The organism is Pseudomonas guariconensis (assembly GCF_015680235.1).
Taxonomy (GTDB): Bacteria; Pseudomonadota; Gammaproteobacteria; order Pseudomonadales; family Pseudomonadaceae; genus Aquipseudomonas; species Aquipseudomonas guariconensis_A.
The window spans coordinates 46,800-67,831 of the sequence record NZ_JADLJL010000010.1 but is presented as its reverse complement, the minus strand read 5'-3'; the positions used below and the strand labels follow the sequence as shown (position 1 = coordinate 67,831).

The window sequence follows — 21,032 nt, the reverse complement described above, 5'->3', positions numbered from 1 at the left end:
GCGCAGTACCAGTGGGAGCCGGCTTGCCGGCGATAGGGCCCGAACAGGCGCCCACCCGACCTCAGTGATTCACGGTTTCCAGTTCTTGTTCGGCTGGCTGCTGCGCAGCCACCGCCTTGCGCATCTGCTCGCAACCCCAGAGCACCCGCTCCGGCGTCGCAGGTGCATCGACCTGCGGCTGCACGCGGTAGTCGGCGATGCTTGCCACGGCGTCCTTGATCGCGCACCAGGCGGCGATGCCGAGCATGAACGGCGGCTCGCCCACGGCTTTGGAGTGGAACACGGTGTCTTCCGGGTTCTTGCGGTTTTCCACCAGCTTCACCCGCAGGTCCAGCGGCATGTCCGCCACGGCCGGGATCTTGTAGCTGGCCGGGCCATTGGTCATCAGCTTGCCCTTGGCGTTCCACACCAGTTCCTCGGTAGTCAGCCAGCCCATGCCCTGGATGAAGCCGCCTTCGACCTGACCGATGTCGATGGCCGGGTTCAGCGAGGCCCCTACGTCGTGGAGGATGTCGGCGCGCAGCATCTTGTATTCGCCGGTCAGGGTATCGACGATCACCTCGACGCACGCCGCGCCGAAGGCGAAGTAGTAGAACGGCCGGCCACGGGCCTGGTCGCGGTCGTAGTAGATCTTCGGCGTGCGGTAGAAGCCGGTGCTGGACAACGATACCTGGGCGAAATAGGCCTGTTGCACCAACTGTTCGAAGCTGACGATCTGATCACGCACACGCACATGGCCGTTGCGGAACTCCACGTCTTCCTCGGTGACCTTGTAATGGCGTGCAGCGAACTCGGTCAGGCGCTTCTTGAGGATTTCGGCGGCGTTCTGGGCAGCCTTGCCGTTCAGGTCGGCGCCGCTGGAGGCCGCGGTCGGCGAGGTGTTGGGGACCTTGTCGGTGTTGGTGGCGGTGATCTGGATGCGCTCGAAATCGACCTGGAACACCTGCGCCACCACCTGGGCGACCTTGGTGTTCAGGCCCTGGCCCATCTCGGTGCCGCCGTGGTTCAGGTGGATGCTGCCGTCGGTATAGATGTGGATCAGCGCACCGGCCTGGTTGAGGAAGGTGGCGGTGAACGAGATGCCGAACTTCACCGGCGTCAGCGCCAGGCCTTTCTTGAGCACCGGGCTGTGCTCGTTGAAGCGGCGGATCGACTCGCGGCGCTCGGCGTAGTCGGCGCTGGCCTCGAGCTCTGCGGTCATTTCCTCGAGCATGTTGTGCTCGACGGTCTGGTAGTAGTGGGTGACGTTGCGTTCGGTCTTGCCGTAGTAGTTGGCCTTGCGCACCGCCAGCGGGTCGAGCGCCAGGTGGCGAGCGATGTGGTCCATCACCTGCTCGATGGCGACCATCCCTTGTGGGCCGCCGAACCCGCGGTAGGCGGTGTTGGAGGCAGTGTTGGTCTTGCAGCGGTGGCCATGCACCGTCGCGTCGCCCAGGTAGTAGGCATTGTCGGAGTGGAACATGGCGCGGTCGACGATCGAACCGGAGAGATCCGGCGAGTATCCGCAGTTGCCGGCCAGGTCCAGGTTGATGCCCTGCAGGCGGCCGGTGTCGTCGAAGCCGACGTAGTATTCGACGTAGAACGGGTGGCGTTTACCGGTCATCATCATGTCTTCGACGCGCGGCAGGCGCATTTTGGTCGGCTGGCCGGTCAGGCGCGCGATCACCGCGCACAGGCAGGCCGGGCTGGCCGCCTGGGTCTCCTTGCCGCCGAAACCACCGCCCATGCGGCGCATGTCCACGACGATCTTGTTCATGGGCACGTCCAGCACCTCGGCCACCAGTTTCTGTACCTCGGTGGGGTTCTGGGTCGAGCAGAAAACGATCATGCCACCATCTTCGGTAGGCATCACTGACGAGATCTGGGTTTCCAGGTAGAAGTGTTCCTGGCCACCGATGTGCAGGGTGCCTTGCAGGCGGTGCGGGGCACTGGCCAGGGCCGCGTTGGAATCGCCGCGCTGGTGGGTGTGGCTGTCGAGGACGAAGTGCTTCTTGCGCAGGGCTTCGACCACATCCAGTACCGGCTCCAGGTCCTCGTACTCGATGATCGCCGCCATCGCCGCGCGGCGAGCGGTGTCCAGGTCGCGCGCGGCCACGGCGACCACCGGCTGGCCGAAGTACTCGACCTTGTCGATGGCCAACAGCGGGTCACCGGCGACCACTGGGCCGATGTCCTTGAGCCCGGGAATGTCTTCGTGGGTGATGGCGATGCGCACGCCCTCGAAGGCGTAGCACGGGCTGGTGTCGATGCGCAGGATGCGCGCATGGGCGCGATCGGCGGTGCGCGCATAGACGTGCAGCTGGTTGGGGAATTCCAGGCGGTCGTCGATGTACACCGCTTCGCCGGACACATGCTTGTCCGCGCTGTCGTGCTTGATGCTGCGGCCGACCCCGGTGGTCAGGTCCTGGCTGAACAGTTCGGCCATCTCGGCCTGGCTCTTGGCTGCGTGATGGTTAGACATAAGCGGTCACCCGGGTTTCGATGTACGGCGATTGCAGTTCGATGAAGTACTTGCGCAGCAGGTTCTGCGCCGTCAGCAGGCGGTACTCGCGGCTGGCGCGGAAATCGCTGAGCGGGGTGAAGTCCTCGCCCAGGGCCTGGCAGGCTCGTTCGATGCTGGCCTGGGTCCACGTTTTGCCCACCAGGGCAGCCTCGCAGGCACGGGCGCGCTTGGGAATCGCGGCCATGCCGCCGAAGGCGATGCGTGCGTCGCTGACCACGCCGTCCTCGATGCGCAGGTTGAACGCGGCGCATACCGCCGAGATATCGTCGTCCAGGCGTTTGGACACCTTGTAGGCGCGGAATGTCCAGGCATCGCTGGCACGCGGCACGATGATCTTCTCGATGAACTCACTGTCCTGGCGCGCAGTGATGCGGTAATCGATGAAGTAGTCCTCCAGCGCCAGGGTGCGCTGGTGTTCGCCCTGGCGCAGCACCACCTGGGCGTCGAGGGCGATCAGCAAGGGTGGCGAGTCGCCGATCGGCGAGGCGTTGCCGATGTTGCCACCCAGGGTGCCCTGGTTGCGGATCTGCAGCGAGGCGAAGCGGTGCAGCAACGCGCCGAAGTCCGGGTATTCCTCGTTGAGCGCGGTGTAGCAGTCGGTCAGCGGCGTGGCGGCACCGATCTCCAGGTGGGTGGCGGTCTTCTCGATGCGCTTGAGCTCGGCCACGTGGCCGACATAGATCATCACCGGCAGGGCTTTGTGGAACTGGGTGACTTCCAAGGCCAGGTCGGTACCGCCAGCCAGCAGACGCGCCTCGGGGTGCGAGCTGTACAGGTCGGCGAGGTCGGCCACGGTCAGCGGGACCAGGCAGCGTTTGTCGCCGCTGTTGAGCTCGCCGGTTTCGGTCGGGGTGATCGCCTTCAGGCGAGCGATGGTCTGGGCCTGCTGTTCGTCGAACTGGTCGCGGCAGGGGCGGGCGCAGCTCTGCTCGGCGGCGGCGAGGATCGGGCGGTAGCCGGTGCAGCGGCACAGGTTGCCGGCAAGGGCTTCCTGGGCCTGGTGCAGGTCGTGGCCGTCGCTGTTCTTCTGCAGAGCGAACAAGGACATGACGAAACCTGGGGTGCAGAAGCCGCATTGCGAGCCATGGCAATCGGCCATGGCCTGCTGCACGCTGTGCAGCTCGCCCTGGTGCTTGAGGCCTTCGACGCTGATCAATTGCTTGCCGTGCAAGGCCGAAACGAAGGTCAGGCACGAGTTGAGGCTGCGGTAGCGCAGGGTGTCGCGGCCCTGGTCGTCCTGGGCCAGCTCGCCCACCACCACCGTGCAGGCACCACAGTCGCCACTGGCGCAGCCTTCCTTGGTGCCGGGTTTGCCCAGGTGCTCACGCAGGTATTGCAGCACCGTCATGTTCGGGTCCAGGGCGTGCTCACTACGCAGCTCCTGGTTGACGAGAAACTGGATCACGGGGAAGGCCTCGCAATGGTTTTATTGTTGTTCGGGCGGACTCTAAGCAACGGCTGACCTTTTGGTCAATAATTTTCTGACTCAAAGGTCAAGAAATTGCCTGCAGCCCCGCCCGACGGTAGTGATCGTCCTATCCCAAGCATAGTGCCTGTCAGCTTTCAGGCAGGCTCCGCAGGTCGAATAAAGCGCGTCGATCCGCTGCGCGGTAGGCAGGCAATTACGCTACAATCGCCACCTTGTGCCCCGTTCAAAGATTCTGAAGGAAAACCATGACGTTCAAGGCGCCGGACAGCCTCTCCGAGCAGATTGCCCACTACCTGGCCGAGCGGATCATTCGCGGCGAACTCAAGCCGGGCGAACGCATCCAGGAGCAGAAGGTCACCCAGGCGCTCAATGTCAGCCGCGGCTCGGTGCGCGAGGCGCTGCTGATCCTCGAACGTCGGCACTTGATCGCCATCCTGCCGCGCCGCGGCGCCCACGTTACCGAGCTGGATGAACGTGGCGTACGCAGCCTGTGCACCCTGATGGGCGAGTTCTATATCCTGCTGGGCAACGCGGTGGCCAGGCACTGGCGCAGCGAGGGCGACCTCGAGCCGTTCCTGGAAATCCAGCAGCGCCTGCAACAGGCTCATGCCCGGCAGGACATCGAGGCCTTCGTCGCCGACAGCTTCGCGGTGATGCGCGCAGCCTACCCGTTCGCCGACAACCCCTACCTGCAGGAAACCGTCGAGAACCTGCAGCCGGCCATGAGCCGTGCCTACTACCTGGCCCTGGACCAGCGCCAGGCCAACATGGTCGATTACCTGGAGCTGTTCGCCCGGCTGCTCGAAGCCGTGGTCGCGCGTGACCAGGTGCGCATCCGCGAAGTGCTGGTCGCCTATAGCCAGCGCAGTTGCGAGCTGGTGCTGGCGGCGCTGGCCCGGGCCTGATCGATGCGCCTGAAGTGCATTCGCCTGGCCGGGTTCAAGTCGTTCGTCGACCCGACCACGGTCAACTTTCCCAGCAACATGGCAGCCGTGGTGGGGCCCAACGGCTGTGGCAAGTCCAACATCATCGACGCGGTGCGCTGGGTGATGGGCGAGAGCTCGGCCAAGAACCTGCGTGGCGAGTCGATGACCGACGTCATCTTCAATGGCTCATCCGGCCGCAAGCCCGTGAGCCAGGCCAGCATCGAACTGGTGTTCGACAACAGCGAAACCACGCTGCTCGGCGAATATGCCGCCTACGCCGAGATCTCCATCCGCCGCAAGGTCACCCGCGACGGGCAGAACACCTACTACCTCAATGGCACCAAGTGCCGGCGTCGTGACATTACCGACATCTTCCTCGGTACGGGCCTGGGGCCGCGCAGCTACTCGATCATCGAGCAGGGCATGATCTCCAAGCTGATCGAAGCCAAGCCCGAGGAGTTGCGCAACTTCATCGAGGAAGCCGCGGGCATCTCCAAGTACAAGGAGCGCCGCCGCGAGACCGAGAACCGCATCCGCCGCACCCAGGAAAACCTCGCCCGCCTGACCGACCTGCGCGAGGAGCTGGAGCGCCAGCTCGAACGCCTGCACCGCCAGGCCCAGGCTGCCGAGAAATATCGCGAATACAAAGCCCAGGAGCGCCAGCTCAAGGCGCGCCTGTCGGCGCTGCGCTGGCGCGAGCTGGACGAACGCGTGCGCCAGCGCGAGGCCGTCATCGGCGACCAGGAAGTGGCCTTCGAGGCCCTGGTGGCCGAGCAGCGCAATGCCGATGCCAGTATCGAGCGCCTGCGTGATGGCCACCATGAGCTGTCCGAGCGTTTCAACCAGGTCCAAGGCCGCTTCTATTCGGTCGCAGGCGACATCGCCCGGGTCGAGCAGAGCATCCAGCATGGCCAGCAACGCCTGCGCCAATTGCAGGACGACCTCAAGGAGGCCGAGCGCACCCGCCTGGAAACCGAGTCGCACCTGGGCCACGACCGCACCCTGCTGGCCACCTTGGGTGAAGAGCTGGCGATGCTCGAACCCGAGCAGGAGCTGACCCTGGCCGCAGCCGAGGAAGCCACCGCTCACCTCGAGGAGGCCGAGGAGGGCATGCAGGGCTGGCAGGAGCAGTGGGACACCTTCAACAGCCAGTCGGCTGAGCCGCGGCGCCAGGCCGAAGTGCAGCAATCGCGCCTGCAGCAGCTCGAAGCGAGCCTCGAACGCCTGGCCGAGCGCCAGCGTAAGCTGGGCGAGGAGCGCGACCAGCTGGGCGCCGACCCGGAAGGCGAAGTGCTGCTCGAGCTGACAGAACAGCTCGCCGGTAGCGAGCTGTCGCTCGAAGAGCTGCAGCTGGCCGAGCAGCAGGTGGCCGAGCAGATCGAAGGGGTGCGCGAGCAATTGCAGTCGGCCACCGAGGCCCACCAGCAAGCCCAGGGCGAATTGCAGCGCCTGGGCGGGCGCCTGGCTTCCCTGGAAGCCTTGCAGCAGGCCGCCCTGGAGCCTGGCGCCGATGCTGCCGACTGGCTGCGCGGCCAAGGCCTGGAGCAACGACCGCGCCTGGCCGAAGGGTTGCGGGTCGAACCCGGGTGGGAGTTGGCCGTGGAAACCGTGCTCGGCGCCGACCTGCAGGCGGTGCTGGTCGACGACTTCCGTAACCTGGATTTCGCTGCCCTCGAGCAGGGCGAACTGCGCCTGACACTGGTGCAGCGCCAAGGTGCCCGGCTGCCGGGCAGCCTGCTGGATAAAGTCGAAGGCCACACGGACCTTGCGCCCTGGCTCGGTCAGGTACGCCCGGTAGACAGCCTCGAGCAGGCCTTGGCGCTGCGCGAAGGCCTGGGCGAGGGCCACAGCTTGGTCAGCCGCGACGGCTACTGGGTCGGGCGGCACTTCCTGCGGGTCAATCGGGGTGGCGAGTCCCAGGGTGGAGTGCTCGCCCGGGGCCAGGAGATCGAGCGCCTGGGCCTTGAACAGCGCGAGCTGGAAGAGCGCCTGGAGCACCTCGACCGCAAGGTCCAGGCCCGGCGTGAGCAACAGCGCGAGCTGGAAGCGCAGCGTGAACAGCTGCACCGGCGTACCCAGGACGCAAGCCGCCAGCAGGGCGAACTCAAGGCACGTCTGTCGGCTGGCCGCGCCCGTGCCGAACAGTTGGCTTTGCGCCAGCAGCGCCTGGGCGAAGAACTGGCCGAGCTGCAAGAGCAGCGCGCCCTCGAGCACGAGCAACTGGGCGAGGCGCGCCTGTTGCTGCAGGAGGCCCTGGAGCAAATGGCCCAGGATACCGAGCAGCGCGAACAACTGATGGCCCGCCGCGACACCCTGCGCGAAGGCCTGGACCGCATTCGCCAGGAAGCCCGCCAGCACAAGGATCACGCTCATCAACTGGCCGTGCGTCTGGGCTCGCTGCGCGCCCAGCACGACTCCACCCGCCAGGCCCTGGAGCGCCTGGAGCTGCAGGCGGCGCGCCTGAGCGAGCGCCAGGAACAGCTGAGCCTGAACCTGGAAGAGGGCGAGGCGCCGCTGGAAGAGTTGCGCCTGAAGCTCGAAGAGCTGCTCGAGCGGCGCATGGGCGTCGACGAAGAGATGCGTCAAGCGCGTCTGCACATGGACGAGGCCGACCGCGAGCTGCGCGATGCCGAGCGCCGCCGCACCCAGGCCGAGCAACAGGCCCAGTTGTTGCGTGGCCAGCTGGAGCAGTCGCGCTTGGAGTCCCAGGGCCTGGACGTGCGTCGTAAGACGCTGCAGGAGCAGTTGCAGGCCGATGGCTATGATTTGCAGGGCGTGCTCGCCACTCTCGAGCCCGAGGCCAGCGAGCAGGGCACCGAGCAGGAGCTGGAGCAACTGGACGGGCGCATCCAGCGCCTGGGCGCGATCAACCTGGCGGCCATCGACGAATACCAGCAGCAGTCCGAGCGCAAGCGTTACCTGGATGCTCAGGATGCTGACCTGGTGGAAGCCCTGGAGACCCTGGAAAACGTCATTCGCAAGATCGACAAGGAAACCCGCAACCGCTTCAAGGATACCTTTGATCAGATAAATGCCGGTTTACAGGCACTTTTTCCAAAAGTTTTCGGTGGCGGCAGTGCCTACCTGGAACTGACGGGCGAAGATCTACTCGATACTGGGGTGACGATCATGGCGCGCCCACCGGGCAAGAAGAACAGCACCATCCATCTGCTGTCCGGCGGCGAGAAGGCGTTGACCGCCCTCGCACTGGTGTTCGCCATCTTCAAGCTGAACCCGGCACCGTTCTGCATGCTCGACGAGGTCGATGCCCCGCTGGACGATGCCAACGTCGGGCGCTATGCCAGGTTGGTCAAGGAAATGAGCGAAAGCGTGCAGTTCATCTACATCACCCATAACAAGATCGCCATGGAAATGGCCGAACAATTGATGGGAGTGACGATGCACGAGCCGGGCTGTTCACGCCTTGTTGCAGTTGATGTGGAGGAAGCGCTGGCCATGGTCGACGCCTGATGAGACAACAGGGGGTACAAACCAGAGGGAAATGCCCCCGACATGTGCGACAGACGGTGTAAAGTTGTCTTTGGTCGTGCTAGCTTAATGTCACTTGTTTTTTGCGTGGGTAAAACGCCTGTCAGAACATAGAGTTGGCGCCACGTGTTAAAGGGCTTTGAAGCCTTTGTTTTCAAGCATATTTTTTAGAGGCACGGGATTACATGGAAATCGGTCTGCGCGAGTGGCTGATCGTCATCGGCGTCATTGTCATCGCCGGTATTCTTTTCGACGGCTGGCGCCGCATGCGCGGCGGCAAGGGCAAGTTGAAATTCCGTCTGGATCGCAGTTATTCCAACCTGCCGGACGAAGAGGGCAGCGCCGAGGTGCTCGGCCCTGCACGTGTGCTGGAAACCCAGAAGGAACCTGAGCTGGACGAAAGCGACCTGCCGTCGGTCAGCGCACCGGCGCGCGAGCGCGAGCCCAAGCCGGCCAAGGCTGCCAAGCGCGGCAAGCGTGCTGGCGAGCCGCAGCAGGGCGACCTGAACCTGGCCGCCGAGCCACGCGAGCCCGACTTGTTCGCCGATGCCGACGACGATTACCCGGCCGACAAGCGCCACAACGGTTCGGCTGCAGGCGGCAATACCGTCAAGGAGCTGCCGCCGGCCGAAGAAGTGCTGGTGATCAGCGTGATTTCCCGTGACGAGGGCGGCTTCAAGGGCCCGGCCCTGCTGCAGAACATCCTCGAAAGCGGCCTGCGCTTCGGCGAGATGGACATCTTCCACCGCCACGAGAGCATGGCCGGCCACGGCGAGGTGCTGTTCTCCATGGCCAACGCGGTCAAGCCGGGCGTATTCGACCTGGACGACATCGACCATTTCAGCACCCGCGCGGTGAGCTTCTTCCTGGGCCTGCCTGGGCCACGTCATCCGAAGCAGGCCTTCGACGTGATGGTAGCTGCCGCGCGCAAGCTGGCCCACGAGCTCAACGGCGAGCTCAAGGACGACCAGCGCAGCGTGTTGACCGCCCAGACCATCGAACACTACCGCCAGCGCATCGTCGAGTTCGAGCGCCGTGCGCTGACCCAGAAGCGTTGATGTACCCAAGCGGGCGGGTCTGCCTCGATTCTGCCCGCGAGATTTCAACGAAAGCGTAGCCCGTAGGCTGGTACTGTTCGCTCAAGCTATTTGTGGCATTCGTTGGGGCTGCTATGCAGCCCATCGCGGGACAAGCCCGCTCCTACAGGAATCGCACTTGCGCTGTAGGAGCGGGCTTGTCCCGCGATGGGGCGCGTAGCGGCCCCAATTGCTTAGGTACACAGCATTGGCTCCAGGCTGCTCTTTTGCTTTGCAAGAGAAAACGAACGATGAACGTCGAAAACCGTATCCATGAACTGCGTGCCGAGCTCGACCAGCACAACTACCGCTACTACGTGCTGGACGAACCGAGCGTGCCCGACGCCGAATACGACCGCCTGTTCAACGAGCTCAAGGCCTTGGAGGCCGAGCATCCGCACCTGGTGACCCCCGACTCGCCGACCCAGCGGGTGGGCGGCTCGGCCTTGGCGGCGTTCAGCCAGGTCCGCCACGAAATCCCCATGCTCAGCCTGGGCAACGCCTTCGAGGAAGACGACCTGCGTGATTTCGATCGCCGGGTAGTGGAGGGCCTGGACCTGCCGACTGGCGACCTGTTCGCCGAAGAGACGGCGGTCGACTATAGCTGCGAACCCAAACTCGATGGCCTGGCGGTCAGCCTGCTGTACCGCGATGGCCTGCTGGTACAAGGCGCCACCCGTGGTGATGGCACCACCGGCGAGGACATCAGCGCCAACGTGCGCACCGTGCGCAACATCCCGCTCAAGCTGCAAGGCACCGGCTGGCCGGCAGTGCTGGAGGTCCGTGGCGAGGTCTACATGAGCAAGGCCGGTTTCGAGCGCCTCAACGCCGCCCAGGCCGATGTCGGCGGCAAGACCTTCGCTAACCCGCGCAACGCAGCCGCCGGCAGCCTGCGCCAGCTGGACTCGAAGATCACCGCCAGCCGCCCGCTGGAGTTCTGCTGCTATGGGGTGGGGCAGGTGTCCGAGAGCATCGCCGACAGCCATATCGGGATCCTCGAGAAGCTCAAGGGCTGGGGCATGCCCATCAGCCGTGAGCTCAGGCATGCCGCCGGGGTCGAGCAGTGCCTGGCCTACTACCGCGACATCGGCGCCCGGCGCAACGACCTGCCGTACGAGATCGACGGCGTGGTGTTCAAGGTCAACAGTCTGGCCGCCCAACGCGAACTCGGTTTCCGTGCCCGCGAGCCACGTTGGGCTATCGCCCATAAGTTCCCGGCCATGGAAGAGCTCACCGAAGTGCTCGATGTCGAATTCCAGGTCGGCCGCACGGGCGCGGTCACGCCAGTGGCGCGCCTGAAGCCGGTCAAGGTGGCGGGAGTCACCGTTTCCAACGCCACCTTGCACAACATGGACGAAATCGCCCGTCTGGGCCTGATGATCGGTGACACCGTGATCATCCGCCGGGCCGGCGACGTCATCCCACAGGTGATGCAGGTGGTGACCGAGCGCCGCCCCGAGAGCGCCCGGCCGGTGCAGGTGCCCAGCCAGTGCCCGGTCTGTGGTTCGCAGGTCGAGCGCACCCAACTGGTCAAGCGCAGCAAAGGCAAGGAAACCACCAGCGAAGGCGCGGTATACCGTTGCGTCGGTCGCCTGGCCTGTGCCGCCCAGCTCAAGCAGGCGATCATCCACTATGTCTCGCGCCGAGCCATGGACATCGACGGCCTGGGCGAGAAAAGCGTCGAGCAGTTGGTCGACGAAGGCCTGATCCGCTCGCCGGCTGACTTGTACCGCCTGACATTCGAGCAGGTGGTCGAGCTCGAAGGTTTCGCTGAGGTCTCCAGCAACAAGCTGCTAGACGCCATTGAGGCCAGCAAGCGGCCTAGCCTGGCGCGCTTCATCTTCGCCCTGGGGATCCCGGACGTCGGCGAGGAAACCGCCAAGGTCCTGGCCCGTTCCCTGGGTAGCCTGGCGCGGGTGCAGCAGGCCTTGCCGCAGGTGCTGACCTACCTGCCAGACATCGGCCTGGAAGTTGCCTACGAGATCCACAACTTCTTCGAGGACGACCACAACCGCGACGTCATCCAGCAACTGCTCGACAGCGGCCTGCAGTTGCAGGACGAAGGCGAGCTGGCTCCCGAGTTCGCCGCCAGTACCACCCTGGACGGCATGATCGCCAAGCTCGATATCCCCTCGGTCGGCCCGACCGGCGCGCAGAAACTGGTAGCCAAGCTGGGCACCCTGGACAAGATCATCGAAGCCGACGGCATCGACCTGCGCCAGGCCTTGAACACCAAGCAGGCCGAGGCCGTGCGTGAGTTCTTCAAGGCGCCAGCCAACCAGCAACTGGCCCGTGCCATCGAAGCGCAACTGCTGGAATTCGGCATGCACTGGGCCAGCGAGAAGAAGGTTGCAGAAGGCCTGCCCCTGGCAGGGCAGACCTGGGTCCTGACTGGCACCCTGGAGCGCATGAGCCGCGACGTCGCCAAGGAAAAACTGGAAAGCCTCGGCGCCAAGGTGGCCGGCTCGGTATCCGGCAAGACCCATTGCGTGGTCGCCGGCCCCGGCGCCGGCTCCAAGCTGGCCAAGGCCAATGACCTTGGGGTCAAGGTGCTCGATGAAGACGCCTTCGTCAGCTTCCTCGACGCCCAGGGCATCGCGGTCTGAGCGACCAATGGGGACAAGTCATTGAGAAATGATGGTTTTTTCTCGGTGCAGAGGTTGTAACTTCGCCCCAGACCGGTACAATGGCGCGGCTCGTCACTTGGCGGGCCGCGCAGTGGTGGCCCCATCGGTCCCCCCGCAACGATTACCCGTTAACCTGGTCAGGCCCGGAAGGGAGCAGCCATAGCGGGAACATCGTGTGCCGGGGTGTGGCTGGTGGGGCCGCCTCCATTTTTGGCGTCTGCCAAGCCGCTTCATCCTTCCGACCTTGCCCTGTGTACCCAGCCTTCAACGCCTGGTAATACCACGCACCTTTCTCCCGCCCCTTCGCGCGCCTTATCATGCAAGGCATTCCGCCAGTCCGTTTTGGCCGCGAGGTAACGACCATGGACCACGTAGACGACCTGACCCGCCACAAGATCCGTGAATGGCAGGTGCGCCGCCTTGAGATCAAGGACCTGATGGCTGCCCACCCCGAGCGGGTGCTGGAGCTGACCAAGGTGCTTGACCAGATGGAAGAAGAGCACGAGCGCATACTGGGCGAGGCCGAGGTGGTGAGTTGCGACAAGCCGGCCATGACGAGCCCCGGTGGGTTCGAGCTGCAGTTGCGGGTTTCGGCCGGCAACGCCCGGCACTTGCGCAAGCTGCTGGAGATGGCGTTGTACGAACTTGATGGCGTGATCGAGTCCGACGGCGAGGCGAGCGCAGGCGAGGCGCGAACATACCCGGGAGGTATGGCCGGCAGCCTCGGGGCCTATGAGTATGCATTGCAGGTGGCGGCCGGTGCCGAGCCGTGCGCTGTTGAATGATTTTGGCGTGAGCGCGTATGCAACCTGAACACTACGATTTCACCCAGCCGGTGTTCCTACCGGTGACCGCGCAGGCTTGCCAGGGCCTGCTCGATGCACCTGGCCAGCCGGCGCTGGAGGCCCTGGGCGATGCGCAGTTGGCTGCGGTGCTGGTCATTCAGCATCTTGCCGATGCCAAGGGGCAGGTGCTCGACCCGGCAGCGGCCGAAAAGGTGCTGGCCAGGCTTCTGGCCTGGGCGGTCGATGGGCGTCATTCGCCGGGCGTGGGGCTGCTGTCGGAAGCACGCCGGTTGTTCGATGCGCGCAAGCTGTACTTTGGCCTGGAGGTCATGAAAGGGTCGAAGTTGCATCTATTGCCGGCGGACGAAGTCGATGCCGGCAATTACCTGCTGCCAGACGGCAAGTGGGATTTCGAATTCAAGGTCCGTCGGCACCTTAACAACAACCCGTTCCGCCAGCAGGCCGTCACGGGTGTAAACAAGGAGCGGTGGCTCACCGATGCGCAGGACAAGTTGGTCCGGGTGGTGCGGGCCAACCCGGACGAAGACTTGCATGTGCAAGGGTACGCCGGCATTGGCAAGAGCTATCTGCTCGGCGCCTTGATCGATTGCCTGCCGGCGGGCCGCGTACTGCCATTGGCGCGTACCACCGGCAAGCTCCAGACCCTTCGCCGCCGCCTTGGCGTGCAGGCCGATAGCAAGCGCGGCAAGACTTTCGGTGAGTTCGCCCAGGAGCTGCTGTCAGGTTCGCGACGGCCGTCGAGCAAGCCGGCCAGGCTGCTGCGCAAGCGCGCCCTGGCCGAGGAGCTGGGAATCCTCGGCTTTCGTCAATACGGGCCGGAGAAGGCGCTGGAGATCTGCCTGGAGGTGCTGAAAAACTATTGCGAATCGTGGGACTACAGCATCACTGCCCGCCACCTGCCGTTCTTCGAGCAGCCCTTGTCGAACGTCGACGGCCGCGTTCTGCTCGAATACGCGAGCCGGCTGTGGACGTACCTGCAGGCCAACCCTGAGTGGGGCAGCCACAGCGGTTTTGCGCCATTGTTGCTGGTCAAGCGCGCGAGCCTGGCCGGTTGCAGCGTGCCGGCGCACTACAGCCATGTGATCATCGACGAAAGCCAGGACGTGCCGGCGTCGCTGCTGCAGATCATCGAGCGCGGCCGACAGGTGCTGATCACCCTGGGCGACGAATATCAGCGTGCCTGGGGCCCGGGTTTGCGCAGGCAGCGCGAGGTACGCCAGCGCGAGATTGCCTTCTCCGTACGCAGCGGGCCTCAGGTCGAGCGCTTGATCAACCCGCTGATCAGCGTGCACTCGCACAAGTCCAAACTCGCCTTCGAGGGCGCCGGCAGCGCCGAGGTCGGGATCGAGTTCTATCCGCAAGCCTTCGTTCCGCCGGTTGGGTGCGTGGTGTTGACGGCCTCGCACTGGGACACCATGAAATGGGCCCTGGAGCTGGCGGGCAAGCGTTGCGCGCTTGGCTTCGCCGAGCAGTCGGGCATGGCGGCCTTCATGGAGACCGCGATCAAGCTGTTTCGCGGCGAGCAGGATGCCGACACCTCGCACCCGTATTTCGCCCATAGCACCGATTGGCGCCAGGTGCAGGATGCCCACCGTCACGATGCGTCGTTCCAGTGGGTGCAGGGCCGGTTGCAGGAGAGCTTCAGGATGGCCGACCTGAATGCGCTCAAGGCGCAGGTGACCGGCCAACCGGGCAGCGTCATGCTGATGCTGGCCGAGGACGCCGGGGGGCTGGAATTCGACCATGTGCTGCTGACGCCAGAGCTGATGAGCACCGAGCCGTTCAAGGACGCCTACGCGTTCGACGCCCGGGTCTGTGCGGTGTACATCGCGCTGTCGCGAGCCCGTCGGCACCTGTACTTGCCGTACGATGTGCAGGAGTGGGTTGCCTATCACAAGGGGCAGCCGTTCCGGGAGTCCCACGGTTATTGACGGGCTGGCCTGTGCCGGCCCAATCGCGGGGCAAGCCCGCTCCCACAAAGGTCGGCGCGACAGCGTAGCCCGAAGGCCTGGGTAATCTCCTACAGGATCAGCGCCGGCCACCAATTCCCTGTGCGATAGCGCATATCTCCCTGTGCGGGCTTGTCCCGCGATTGAGCTGCTACAGGCAGGTCAAAGTTTGAACAGCCTGTGTACTGTTTTGATCTTGAGTAGGAGTTGCCTTGCGGAAGAAGCAGAGATATCTGGCATTTATGTAGGAAATTAATCCTTATTATCCGGGCTCATCACAACAACAAGCGGAGACGCAAGCATGCAGATGAGCACTATGAAATTTGGGCCTGGATACCAGCCTGCAGAGTGGCGCCAAGGCAGCCTCCGAATGGTCGAGTCGGAGCTGCTTGCGTCGGCACCCTCCTTTAAAAAAGAGTTGACGCCGCTTCAGGGTGTCGCCATCGGGCTTGTCGTGCTGGGGATCATCATTTTTCTGAACGCTATATCTTTTGCCTAGCGCTCATCGATCAATGGCCTGACGGGATGCGGCTGGCTGTACCGTAGGTGCGCTGTAGCGCTGCACGATCCGGTCGATCTGCCCCGATTGCTTCATGCGTGCCAGCGCCTTGAGTATCTGCTGGGTCGGAACGGCCGGGTCGTCGCGGACCATGCAGTGCAGGTCCTGCTCTTCCAGCACGGCCACGGCTGGCAGTTGCTGGGCGGGTGGCTGCTGGCGGTTGAACCAGTGCAGGGAGAACGCATTGCTTACGGCGTGGCGGTAGCGCCCGGCCTGCAGTTTCTGCAGGACCAGCAGCTGGTTGCGGCTATCTTCGCGGTGCAGCCTGCCTTGGGCGAACAGGCGTTCCAGGGCCGGGTAGCTGTACCCCAGCACGGTGCCCACGGGCTGGCGCACCAGCTCATCTGCCTGGCTGGGGTGGTGTGTGCCGGGGCTGCCGACCAGCAAGTCGCGCTGGCGAAGCAGGGGTACGCTCCACAGGAAATTGTCGAAGCGCTCGCTGAACCATTGGGGCGCGACGTAGCAGCGCACGTCGATATCGCCATTGTCCATGGCCTGCTTGAGGCGCAGGCGGGCCATCAGGTGGTAGCGCGGGCGCACGCCGGTTTCCTGGGCAAGGGCCTGCATCAGGTCGAACAGGATGCCTTCGACCGGCTGATCCTGCTCGAGGCGTATCAGCGGCATGCTCCAGCTTTCGGCCACGGAAAAACGTAGAAGCGGCTGTTCCGCCAGGCTGTGGCTGGCCCAGAACACGAGGATGAGCAGGACTCGCCGCACGTCAATCCTCCCTGATCGCTGCCGGAGTGTGCCTGTTCATAGCGTAGACGAGTTCGGCAGGGTGCAATTTTGCCCCCGCTCCGCTAGCATTAGCGATCTTCCGCTCGTTCAGGTTGCGATGGTTTTTTGATGAGTTATCAGGTTCTTGCACGTAAATGGCGCCCGCGCTCGTTCCGCGAAATGGTCGGCCAGGCCCATGTGCTCAAGGCTTTGATCAACGCCCTGGACAACCAGCGCCTGCACCATGCCTATCTGTTCACCGGTACCCGCGGCGTGGGCAAGACCACCATCGCGCGTATCATTGCCAAATGTCTGAACTGCGAAACCGGCATTACCTCGACGCCGTGCGGCACCTGCTCGGTATGTCGGGAAATCGACGAAGGCCGCTTCGTCGACCTGATCGAGATCGACGCCGCGAGCCGCACCAAGGTCGAAGACACCCGCGAATTGCTCGACAACGTGCAGTACGCCCCGAGCCGTGGGCGCTTCAAGGTCTACCTGATCGACGAAGTGCACATGCTCTCGACCCACTCGTTCAACGCCTTGCTCAAGACGTTGGAAGAGCCGCCACCCTACGTCAAGTTCATCCTGGCCACCACCGACCCGCAGAAGCTGCCGGCCACCATCCTCTCGCGCTGTTTGCAGTTCTCCCTGAAGAACATGAGCCCGGAGCGTGTGGTCGAGCACCTGAGCCATGTGCTCGGCGCCGAGAATGTGCCCTTCGAGGAGGACGCCCTGTGGTTGCTTGGCCGCGCGGCCGATGGCTCGATGCGCGATGCCATGAGCCTTACCGACCAGGCCATTGCCTTTGGCGAGGGCAAGGTCTTGGCCGCGGACGTACGGGCGATGCTCGGTACTCTGGACCACGGTCAGGTCTATGGCGTGCTCCAGGCCTTGCTCGAAGGCGACGCCCGGGCACTGCTGGAAGCGGTGCGCAACCTGGCCGAGCAGGGCCCGGACTGGAACGGTGTGTTGGCCGAAATGCTCAACGTGCTGCACCGGGTTGCCATCGCCCAGGCATTGCCCGAGGCCGTCGACAACGGCCAGGGCGACCGTGAACGGGTGCTGGCCCTGGCCTCGGCACTGCCGGCCGAGGATGTGCAGTTCTATTACCAGATGGGCCTGATCGGCCGTCGCGACCTGCCCCTGGCGCCGGACCCGCGCGGTGGCTTCGAGATGGTCCTGCTGCGAATGCTGGCCTTCCGCCCGGCCGATGCCGACGATGCACCGAAGCCGGTACTAAAGCCGGTGGGGATCAGCCAGGCCACAGCTGATCCGGCAACCCCGGTGGCAGCTGCGGCGCCTGCCGTCGAGCCGGCTGTTGCCAGCGTTCCCGAGCCCGCCGCGGCACCTGCAGACGTAGCGGCGGTGGCCGATCCCGTCGTCGAGCCTGCCGAAGCGCCGCAGCAGCCGGTGGAACCCACCCCGCCCGCAGAGGGCGAGCCTGAGGCTCAGGCAGAGGTCCACGCGCCCGAGCCGCAGGTGGAGGAGGTCATCGACCTGCCATGGGAAGCGCCTGCTGCCCCGCAGGCCCCTGTCGCTGTGGCGCCTGCCCCTGAGCCGGCGCCTGCACCAGGGCCGAGCGTGGAGTCATCGAACGACGACGAGCCGCCGTTCGACCCGTCTGCCTATGGCCCTGCCGGCATGGACCGGGACGACGAGCCTCCGCTGGACGAGGACTACTACACGCCGGACAGCGATCCAGCAGGCTTCAGCTATCTGGACGAGCTGGCCGAACATGTGCACGAGGTCGAGCCGGCCAAGGCGCCGGAGCCATTGCCTGCGGCCAAGCCCGCCACAGGCCTGGCCTTGCAATGGCTGGAATTATTCCCGCAGTTGCCTGTGTCGGGCATGACAGGCAACATCGCCGCAAACTGTACGTTGATCGCCGCTGAGGGCGATGACTGGCTGCTGCACCTGGACCCGGCCCAGGGCGCGCTGTTCAACACGACTCAGCAGCGGCGTCTGAACGAGGCGCTCAACCAGCACCTGGGGCGCACCCTGCGCTTGCAGATCGAGCTGATCCGCCCGGAGCAGGAGACGCCCGCCCAGGCTGCCGCGCGCAAGCGGGCCGAGCGTCAGCGCGACGCGGAGGTGTCGATCGAACAGGACCCACTCATCCAGCAGATGATCCGGCAGTTCGGTGCAACGGTGCGGCAGGATACTATTGAGCCTGTACAGGCCTTGGTCAGCCAGGGCGAATAACCGATAACCATGCGCCCGGCGCTGCGTCGGCCGCATTACATGAACCAATCGAGGTGTACCCCATGATGAAAGGTGGCATGGCCGGCCTGATGAAGCAGGCCCAGCAAATGCAGGAAAAGATGCAGAAAATGCAGGAAGAGCTTGCCAACGCCGAAGTCACCGGCCAGTCGGGTGGTGGCCTGGTGAGCGTGGTGATGACCGGTCGTCACGACGTGAAGCGCGTCAGCATCGACCAGAGCCTGATGTCGACCGAAGAGGACGACAAGGAGGTACTGGAAGACCTGATCGCTGCTGCGCTGAACGACGCGGTGCGCAAGGTCGAGCAGAACAGCCAGGAAAAGATGGGCAGCATGACCGCTGGCATGCAATTGCCGCCTGGCTTCAAAATGCCGTTCTGATGCGTTGCCGGTCTTGACCGGCTGCCTATCGAAGCCGCTGCCGATTATCGGGGCGGCTTTTTTATTGCGCGTCGGTTTGAGGTAAGCGCAAAGTCCGTTTGCGATGGTGACGCCGAGTCACTTTTACGCCCTTACGGCGCCTGGGCTATCACGCATCGCAAGCAAGAGCAAGAATAGGAGCGGGAGGAGAGGGCATCAGGGCGGCAGATGACAGGGTATCCCAGCTTGCATCCATTTGACGTGAATGACCCTGATGGGTATAAACCGCCTCCTATTGATCTGTCAGGCCTTTCCCATGAGCTTCAGCCCCCTGATCCGCCAACTGATCGATGCCCTGCGCACCTTGCCCGGCGTCGGCCAGAAAACCGCCCAGCGCATGGCACTGCAGCTGCTCGAGCGCGACCGCAGCGGCGGCCTGCGCCTGGCCCAAGCCCTGAGCCAAGCCATGGAGGGCGTCGGCCATTGCCGCCAATGCCGCACCCTGACCGAGCAGGAACTGTGCCCCCAGTGCGCCGACACGCGCCGCGACGACACCCAGCTGTGCGTGGTCGAAGGTCCTATGGACGTGTACGCAGTGGAGCAGACCGGCTACCGCGGTCGCTATTTCGTGCTAAAGGGCCACCTGTCGCCCTTGGATGGCCTGGGTCCAGAGGCCATCGGCATCCCGCAGTTGATGGCGAGGATCGAAGAGCAGGGCACGTTCAGTGAAGTGATCCTGGCCACCAACCCCACCGTGGAAGGGGAGGCGACCGCCCACTACATCGCCCAGCTATTGGCCGAAAAAGGCCTGGCCGCCTCTCGGATTGCTCACGGCGTGCCGTTGGGAGGGGAGCTGGAGATGGTGGACGGTGGGACCCTGGCTCATGCATTCGCAGGGCGTAAACCCATTTCGCTGTAAGCCGATACGCCACCGCCTGTAGGAGCGGGCTTGCCCGCGAATGGGCCGCGCAGCGGCCCCGATGCATCTCAATATTCGCTGAGCGAAAACTCGGTCAGGCAGAAGGTCGGCACTCCCGCCGCCTGTAGGCGACGCGAACCTTCCAGCTCCGGCAGGTCGATGATCGCTGCCGCCTCGAACACCTCGGCGCCGGTACGTCGCACCAGGTTGGCAGCCGCCAGCAAGGTGCCGCCGGTGGCGATCAGGTCGTCGAAGATCAATACCGAATCACCTTCGCACAGGCTGTCGGCATGCACTTCCAGGAAGGCTTCGCCGTATTCGGTCTGGTAGGCCTCCGACAGCACGTCGGCCGGCAGCTTGCCCTGTTTGCGGAACAGGATCAGCGGTTTGTTCAATTGATGGGCGATGATCGAGCCGATCAAGAAGCCGCGGGCGTCCATGGCACCGATGTGGCTGAACTCGGCCTCGACGTAGCGCTCGATGAATTGGTCGGCGACGTAGCGCAGCCCACGGGGCGACTGGAACAGCGGGGTGATGTCGCGGAAGATCACGCCCGGCTTGGGGAAGTCCGGGACCGGGCGGATCAGGGCTTTGAGGTCGAAGGTATCGCAGTGCATGTGGCTTTCCTGGAAAACGGATGCGCCAGTATACCTTGCCGGGGAGGCTTGTTCAGGCTTCCATCGCGCCACCCGCCAGCGCGCAGAGCTGGATCGGGTCGAGGATGTGCACCTCCTTGCCTTCGGCCTTGATCAGGCCATTCTGCTGGAAGCGGGTGAAGACCCGTGACACGGTTTCCACCGCCAGGCCCAGGTAGTTGCCGATCTCGTTGCGCGACATGCTCAGGCGGAACTGGTTGGCCGAGTAGCCGCGAGCACGGAAGCGCGCGGAAAGGTTGACCAGAAAGGTAGCGATGCGCTCGTCGGCAGTCTTCTTCGACAACAGCAGCATCATCTGCTGATCGTCGCGGATCTCGCGGCTCATCACGCGCATCAGTTGGCGACGCAGTTGCGGCAGTTGCACCGACAGCTCGTCCAGACGCTCGAACGGAATCTCGCAGACCGATGTGGTCTCTTGTGCCTGGGCCGACACCGGGTACGCCTCGGTGTCCATGCCGGACAGGCCGACCAGCTCGCTGGGCAGATGGAAACCGGTGATCTGCTCTTCGCCGCTGTCGCTTAGGCTGAAGGTTTTCAGGGCGCCGGAGCGCACCGCATACACCGAGCCGAAATTGTCGCCCTGGCGGAACAGGAATTCCCCTTTCTTCAACGGGCGGCCGCGCTTGACGATCTCGTCCAGGGCGTCCATGTCCTCCAGGTCGAGGGACAGGGGCAGGCACAGAGGCGCCAGGCTGCAGTCCTTGCAGTGGGCCTGGTTGTGAGGGCGCAGTTTGACTGGCTCGGACATGACAATCGATCCTTGTGAGAAAGCACACATAAGCTGTAAGGGTAAC

At 64.3% G+C, this 21,032-nt stretch carries 15 protein-coding genes and 1 other RNA gene; 11 read left to right on the top strand and 5 right to left on the bottom strand.

The window, feature by feature from the left end; all coding sequences use genetic code 11:
* Nucleotides 1-61: 61 nt before the first annotated feature.
* Both xdhB and xdhA read right to left on the bottom strand, forming a co-directional pair.
* A complete protein-coding gene (gene xdhB / locus IRZ56_RS09805) occupies nt 62-2,461 on the bottom strand; it encodes a xanthine dehydrogenase molybdopterin binding subunit (RefSeq protein ID WP_196144772.1) in 2,400 nt (799 codons plus the stop codon).
* Entirely contained in the window at nt 2,454-3,908 is a 1,455-nt protein-coding gene (xdhA, locus tag IRZ56_RS09800; RefSeq protein ID WP_196144771.1) for a xanthine dehydrogenase small subunit, read from the bottom strand. The genes xdhB and xdhA overlap by 8 nt, the downstream gene beginning before the upstream one ends.
* A gap of 269 nt (nt 3,909-4,177) precedes the next feature.
* Here xdhA and IRZ56_RS09795 point away from each other — a divergent pair, with 269 nt between their 5' ends.
* The 8 genes from IRZ56_RS09795 (at nt 4,178) to IRZ56_RS09760 (ending at nt 15,304) form a co-directional block, all read left to right on the top strand.
* Entirely contained in the window at nt 4,178-4,837 is a 660-nt protein-coding gene (locus IRZ56_RS09795) for a GntR family transcriptional regulator (RefSeq protein ID WP_196144770.1), read from the top strand.
* 3 nt (nt 4,838-4,840) lie between these two features.
* Nucleotides 4,841-8,329: a chromosome segregation protein SMC gene (gene smc / locus IRZ56_RS09790; protein WP_196144769.1), complete on the top strand. Its 3,489-nt coding sequence runs from the start codon at nt 4,841-4,843 to the stop codon at nt 8,327-8,329.
* A 203-nt stretch (nt 8,330-8,532) separates the two neighbouring features.
* Nucleotides 8,533-9,405 carry a cell division protein ZipA gene (zipA, locus tag IRZ56_RS09785; RefSeq protein WP_196144768.1) on the top strand — a complete coding sequence of 291 codons (873 nt, stop codon included), beginning with the start codon at nt 8,533-8,535 and terminating at the stop codon, nt 9,403-9,405.
* 269 nt (nt 9,406-9,674) lie between these two features.
* Nucleotides 9,675-12,029 (top strand): NAD-dependent DNA ligase LigA, encoded by a 2,355-nt coding sequence (gene ligA, locus IRZ56_RS09780; protein WP_196144767.1) that lies wholly within the window; start codon nt 9,675-9,677, stop codon nt 12,027-12,029.
* A 122-nt stretch (nt 12,030-12,151) separates the two neighbouring features.
* An RNA gene (ffs, locus tag IRZ56_RS09775) (signal recognition particle sRNA small type) lies at nt 12,152-12,248 on the top strand.
* Between the two features lie 164 nt (nt 12,249-12,412).
* Complete coding sequence (locus IRZ56_RS09770) at nt 12,413-12,835, top strand: hypothetical protein (protein ID WP_196144766.1); 423 nt, start codon at nt 12,413-12,415, stop codon at nt 12,833-12,835.
* A 17-nt stretch (nt 12,836-12,852) separates the two neighbouring features.
* On the top strand, nt 12,853-14,787 hold the full coding sequence (locus IRZ56_RS09765; protein ID WP_196144765.1) for a hypothetical protein: 1,935 nt from the start codon (nt 12,853-12,855) through the stop codon (nt 14,785-14,787).
* Between the two features lie 319 nt (nt 14,788-15,106).
* Nucleotides 15,107-15,304 (top strand): hypothetical protein, encoded by a 198-nt coding sequence (locus IRZ56_RS09760; protein ID WP_196144764.1) that lies wholly within the window; start codon nt 15,107-15,109, stop codon nt 15,302-15,304.
* A gap of 3 nt (nt 15,305-15,307) precedes the next feature.
* Here the strand turns inward: IRZ56_RS09760 and IRZ56_RS09755 are convergent, their stop codons facing one another.
* Nucleotides 15,308-16,081 carry a substrate-binding periplasmic protein gene (locus tag IRZ56_RS09755; protein WP_196144763.1) on the bottom strand — a complete coding sequence of 258 codons (774 nt, stop codon included), beginning with the start codon at nt 16,079-16,081 and terminating at the stop codon, nt 15,308-15,310.
* 129 nt (nt 16,082-16,210) lie between these two features.
* Between IRZ56_RS09755 and dnaX the strand changes: the two genes are divergently transcribed.
* The 3 genes from dnaX (at nt 16,211) to recR (ending at nt 19,582) form a co-directional block, all read left to right on the top strand.
* Nucleotides 16,211-18,286 (top strand): DNA polymerase III subunit gamma/tau, encoded by a 2,076-nt coding sequence (gene dnaX, locus IRZ56_RS09750; protein ID WP_196144762.1) that lies wholly within the window; start codon nt 16,211-16,213, stop codon nt 18,284-18,286.
* A gap of 62 nt (nt 18,287-18,348) precedes the next feature.
* Nucleotides 18,349-18,684, top strand: coding sequence for a YbaB/EbfC family nucleoid-associated protein (locus IRZ56_RS09745; protein ID WP_084854642.1), 336 nt, complete (start codon nt 18,349-18,351; stop codon nt 18,682-18,684).
* Between the two features lie 295 nt (nt 18,685-18,979).
* Nucleotides 18,980-19,582 (top strand): recombination mediator RecR, encoded by a 603-nt coding sequence (recR, locus tag IRZ56_RS09740; protein ID WP_196144761.1) that lies wholly within the window; start codon nt 18,980-18,982, stop codon nt 19,580-19,582.
* Between the two features lie 68 nt (nt 19,583-19,650).
* Here the strand turns inward: recR and IRZ56_RS09735 are convergent, their stop codons facing one another.
* Both IRZ56_RS09735 and fnrA read right to left on the bottom strand, forming a co-directional pair.
* Nucleotides 19,651-20,199, bottom strand: a complete 549-nt coding sequence (locus IRZ56_RS09735; RefSeq protein WP_084854644.1) for an adenine phosphoribosyltransferase — start codon at nt 20,197-20,199, stop codon at nt 19,651-19,653.
* 52 nt (nt 20,200-20,251) lie between these two features.
* Nucleotides 20,252-20,986, bottom strand: coding sequence for a Crp/Fnr family transcriptional regulator FnrA (gene fnrA / locus IRZ56_RS09730; RefSeq protein WP_196144760.1), 735 nt, complete (start codon nt 20,984-20,986; stop codon nt 20,252-20,254).
* Nucleotides 20,987-21,032: the final 46 nt, after the last annotated feature.

Bases quoted from the DNA above. Each gene is read 5' to 3' on its own strand.
- xdhB (WP_196144772.1), bottom strand. From the start codon at position 2,461: ATGTCTAACCATCACGCAGCCAAGAGCCAGGCCGAGATGGCCGAACTG.
- IRZ56_RS09795 (WP_196144770.1), top strand. From the start codon at position 4,178: ATGACGTTCAAGGCGCCGGACAGCCTCTCCGAGCAGATTGCCCACTAC.
- smc (WP_196144769.1), top strand. From the start codon at position 4,841: ATGCGCCTGAAGTGCATTCGCCTGGCCGGGTTCAAGTCGTTCGTCGAC.
- zipA (WP_196144768.1), top strand. From the start codon at position 8,533: ATGGAAATCGGTCTGCGCGAGTGGCTGATCGTCATCGGCGTCATTGTC.
- ligA (WP_196144767.1), top strand. From the start codon at position 9,675: ATGAACGTCGAAAACCGTATCCATGAACTGCGTGCCGAGCTCGACCAG.
- IRZ56_RS09770 (WP_196144766.1), top strand. From the start codon at position 12,413: ATGGACCACGTAGACGACCTGACCCGCCACAAGATCCGTGAATGGCAG.
- IRZ56_RS09765 (WP_196144765.1), top strand. From the start codon at position 12,853: ATGCAACCTGAACACTACGATTTCACCCAGCCGGTGTTCCTACCGGTG.
- IRZ56_RS09760 (WP_196144764.1), top strand. From the start codon at position 15,107: ATGCAGATGAGCACTATGAAATTTGGGCCTGGATACCAGCCTGCAGAG.
- dnaX (WP_196144762.1), top strand. From the start codon at position 16,211: ATGAGTTATCAGGTTCTTGCACGTAAATGGCGCCCGCGCTCGTTCCGC.
- IRZ56_RS09745 (WP_084854642.1), top strand. From the start codon at position 18,349: ATGATGAAAGGTGGCATGGCCGGCCTGATGAAGCAGGCCCAGCAAATG.
- recR (WP_196144761.1), top strand. From the start codon at position 18,980: ATGAGCTTCAGCCCCCTGATCCGCCAACTGATCGATGCCCTGCGCACC.
- IRZ56_RS09735 (WP_084854644.1), bottom strand. From the start codon at position 20,199: ATGCACTGCGATACCTTCGACCTCAAAGCCCTGATCCGCCCGGTCCCG.
- fnrA (WP_196144760.1), bottom strand. From the start codon at position 20,986: ATGTCCGAGCCAGTCAAACTGCGCCCTCACAACCAGGCCCACTGCAAG.